Source organism: Microcystis sp. LE19-195.1E (assembly GCF_027532095.1).
Lineage (GTDB): Bacteria > Cyanobacteriota > Cyanobacteriia > Cyanobacteriales > Microcystaceae > Microcystis > Microcystis aeruginosa.
On sequence record NZ_JAPZSZ010000126.1, the window covers coordinates 1 to 3,817 of the forward strand.

Below are 3,817 nucleotides of genomic sequence, written 5' to 3' on the forward strand. Positions count from 1 at the left end.
TCAGGTGGTCAACTACCTAATTTTCAGGGAAAAAGTCCAGGAATTTTCCCCCCGATCCCCGCAATGGCTGGCACTTTTTGAGGGGAAAAAAGTCCAAAAGTCTTATCCAACAAGGTTTTTAGATTTATTCAGCAGACCCTAATCATATATTGGCCTCAAAAACGGGACAATAGCCTTCGGGAACCACTTTAAAACCGTAGAGGGGAGAAGCGGGATTCCAACAGCGCTGACTTTTGTAGTGGACACAGACACGACAGCAATCCATCTCCTCTAAAGCTTTGGTGATGCGATTGGGACTCTCGCTTAATAACTCCCGTTGGGAGACTCCCCGCAATAATAATTCTTCCCCTTGCCAGCGCGCTTCCACCAGTCCCGTATCGGCGAAATTACTCCACCGGGGATCCCGGGTGATCGGCTCTGGTAAGGTGATAGTGATGGTCGAATCCGATTCATTTAATTCTCCCTCATAGTGGCTGGGGGCCGGGGGTGTCGGTTGCATAAAGCGATCGCCAATAGGCAATTCCACCAGAGTTCCCACGGCCGGGGAATGGAGTTGATAACGGCTTTGTAATTCTTCTAAACTGGTCAAATCCGCTAGATATAGGGGCGAGCCATGGACGAACATGATATGCTGCGGTCGCAGGTTATGGATCAGTTGGGTGGTGTTGCGACTATCGCTATGTTCGGCCAGTAGATAGGTTTCTTGGCTAATTAATTGCGAACGCTGTGCCGCTTTTAATCGGGGATTCTCCAGGTTGATATCGTGCAGGTGTTGGGGAGCTAACATTAACCAAGGTTTATCCCCTTGCAGATATTTACTCACCTCCTCTAGGCGATCGATTAGTAAAATTATCGGAGTGGTTCCCCCTAGAGGTGTCGGTTTTTCTGGCAACCTTCGCAACCGGGGACAGATGCGCTCATCCCAAAATAAGGGCTGATGTTTGGCAAAATTTTGCACAGATGCGGGAAATTGTGGTAAAATTTCCAGGTAGGCATCGCAAGCTTTAGCGATCTTGCCCCCAACCCAGATATCAATGTCGCGGCCTGTGAATTGGTGGTGCGACCGCAGTAATTTTAAAATTTCCTGACCCAATCCCAAAGCGGGGACGGGTAGTAAGACATTTTGCCCCTCAGCGATCGCATGATAGATGCGATTCATCAACTGTTTTTCCTGCTGTCGTCGGTGGGGATGGCGCTCTGTGCCGTAACTGCCTTCAATAATCAGCACATCGGGGGACACTCCCCGCAGCAGATCGATCGATAATCCTTCCACCAGTTGAAAATTAGACAGGGAAAAATCGCCGGTATAGAGGACTTTATAGGTGCGTTTGGGGGTTTTGTAGGTGAATAGGACCACGGCAGCCCCAGGTAGGTGGCCAGCTGGAAAAATCTCGACGGTGAGATCATCAAAGAGAGCGATCGGCGATCGCCATGGCCAACCCTGACAGAAACTGCCGATTTCCTCGGCAGAATCCGGCCATTGTAGGGGCAGCAGTTGTACTGTCACCTCACTGGCATAAACTGGCAATTGGGGATAGGTCTGATGGAGAGCCATTAACCCACGGATGTGATCGCTGTGGGCATGACTACAGAACACCAGATCCACGGGTGGTTTTTTGTTTTGGGTGAGGGGTTGCATATCGGCCAAACCGCAATCTAAAAGTAGGCGATAGGGACCGATTGTCAGGAGGAGACAAACCCCTTCTGACGCGTGACCGACACCAAAAGGTAAACAGGATAAAAGGGATTTTGACCCCCAGACGGCAGTAGAGCGTTGAACCATGGCAACCCTGATTATGATGACTGGTTAGTGAGCGGAACCGTTGCCATCGTAGTTATCGCTATCGTAAAAACCGTTGCGGGTGCCGAAAAAGAGACAAGAGACGGTGAATACGGCCGTCAATGCCAACAAGATTAATTTGATGTCCATATAATTAGTGCAACTCCTCAGAGGGTATCTCCCCTCATACTAACCCAACTTTTTCGGTTGTTAGCAGCTAGGTTTCGGGTTTGACCATCGGCGCTCAACCTCTTTCCCCCACCATCGCCCGGTCTATGTTAATAATTAACGAAGGCAGGAAGCGGAGGGCAGGAGTCCGTTTTTGTAACGGGGATTTATACTCCGCTCCAAAAACTTTTCGCCAACCAGGAGCGAGGTTTTAGACCTGTCCATTAGTCACATCTTTCTTAACATTTCAAACCTTTGTAGCACAGGGCTTTCAAGACTCGGTTAACAATCTGTAATATTCCTTGTTGACACCCTTAATGACAAAGAAAAAACTGAAATCAAGTCAGGATAAGGGTTAGAGTCCTTACTGACCAAATTGTTAAGAAAGATCTCTATAAGGGATAGGTTTTAGACAAGGGTTGTGCGCGATAATTTTAGTTAATTTAAAAGTCTTGAGCAAAGCTAATCCCAAGTCACAGGACTACTTTTCTGCATCTCATATTAAGAAAAAACTATGAGCGATAATATTTTGTCTCAAGCTTCACAGCGATGTATTACATAGATGGCAGTTGACTTATAATTAAGAAAGCTTGCTAATTTTGTCAGATAGAAAAAACGAGGAGATTAATTAATTTAGCTATATATGTCAAGATTAACCCAAGAATCTTTAGGTAATGAGGCGGCTATATTTTCAGCTTTAGAGTCTCAACATCAAGAAGCTTCGCTCTACGGTGTTACAGATGGTAAAGCGATCGGAACCTACTGAGAACAAAAGTTTAAACTATATCTAAAAGAAAAATATGATTTTGTTGAGGGTAATGCAGCCAGTGGTATCGATTTTCCTGAGTTGCTGGTTGATATAAAAGTAACCAGTACTAAACAACCACAATCATCTTGTCCTTTTAAATCCGCAAGACAAAAGATTTTTGGCTTAGGATATTCCTTAATTATTTTTGTTTATGAAAAGTTAGATAATAGTCTCAATCGCACGGCCAATTTAAGAATGATCACGACAATTTTTGTATCGGCTGAAAGAACAGCTGATTTCCAGATGACTCGTGGTATTCGCAACATCTTAAACAATCAGGGTAACAAAGATGATTTAATTGCCTTTATGTTAGATAAAAACTTACCCGTTGATGAAATGGAAGCAGCCAATATAGCCGATGAAATTCTTGCTAATCCTCCAGTACAAGGATTTTTAACCATTTCCAACGCCTTACAGTGGAGACTACAATATACTAGAGTAATTGATCTTGCTGGTCAAGAAGAAGGATTAATCGCTATTTATAGAGAGAATTAGTAATGTCAGTTTCTCCAGTTAAAGTTGAATACGGCGACTTTCAAACTCCTTTAGAGTTAGCCGAAAAGATTTGCCAAAAGTTATCACAAATAAATGTTAATCCCAAGGTAATTATTGAGCCAACTTGTGGTACAGAAAACTTTTTAAAATCGGCAGCAGTTACCTTCAAACAAACTGAAAAAATTCTTGGCTTTGAAATTAATCCTAATTATGTTGCACAGATAGCCCAAGATGAGCAATTATGCCAAGATACAAGAATACAAGTTCATCAAAATAATTTTTTTGACTGTGATTGGAATGCTCTAACTCAAGCATGGAAAGAGAATATTTTATTCTTGGGGAATCTACCTTGGATAACAAACTCAAAACAGGGATTGATTAATGGTAGCAATTTACCGCAAAAAAGTAACTTTCAAGGTTATCATGGTTTAGATGCTATCACAGGAAAAAGTAACTTTGATATTTCAGAATGGATGTTAATTAAATTGATTGAATGTCTTAATCATCGTTCAGCTTATCTGGCAATTATCTGCAAAACAGCCGTTTCTAGAAAAATTTTGAACTAT

2 protein-coding genes and 2 pseudogenes are annotated in these 3,817 nt (G+C 43.0%); 2 read left to right on the plus strand and 2 right to left on the minus strand.

Annotated elements, in window-relative coordinates; genetic code table 11:
- Window positions 1-142: 142 nt before the first annotated feature.
- Window positions 143-1,783, minus strand: coding sequence for an MBL fold metallo-hydrolase (locus tag O9300_RS07430; protein ID WP_287971011.1), 1,641 nt, complete (start codon window positions 1,781-1,783; stop codon window positions 143-145).
- Between the two features lie 24 nt (window positions 1,784-1,807).
- Window positions 1,808-1,930 carry a DUF8629 family protein gene (locus tag O9300_RS07435; RefSeq protein WP_002737208.1) on the minus strand — a complete coding sequence of 41 codons (123 nt, stop codon included), beginning with the start codon at window positions 1,928-1,930 and terminating at the stop codon, window positions 1,808-1,810.
- A 661-nt stretch (window positions 1,931-2,591) separates the two neighbouring features.
- Between O9300_RS07435 and O9300_RS19655 the strand changes: the two are divergent.
- Window positions 2,592-3,251 (plus strand): annotated as a pseudogene (locus O9300_RS19655) (type II restriction-modification system restriction endonuclease).
- Window positions 3,252-3,253: 2 nt separating this feature from the next.
- Window positions 3,254-3,817 (plus strand): annotated as a pseudogene (locus tag O9300_RS07450) (SAM-dependent methyltransferase); the annotation flags it as partial.

Coding starts and splice junctions, on each gene's coding strand:
- O9300_RS07430 (WP_287971011.1), bottom strand. CDS start 1,783: ATGGTTCAACGCTCTACTGCCGTCTGGGGGTCAAAATCCCTTTTATCC.
- O9300_RS07435 (WP_002737208.1), bottom strand. CDS start 1,930: ATGGACATCAAATTAATCTTGTTGGCATTGACGGCCGTATTCACCGTC.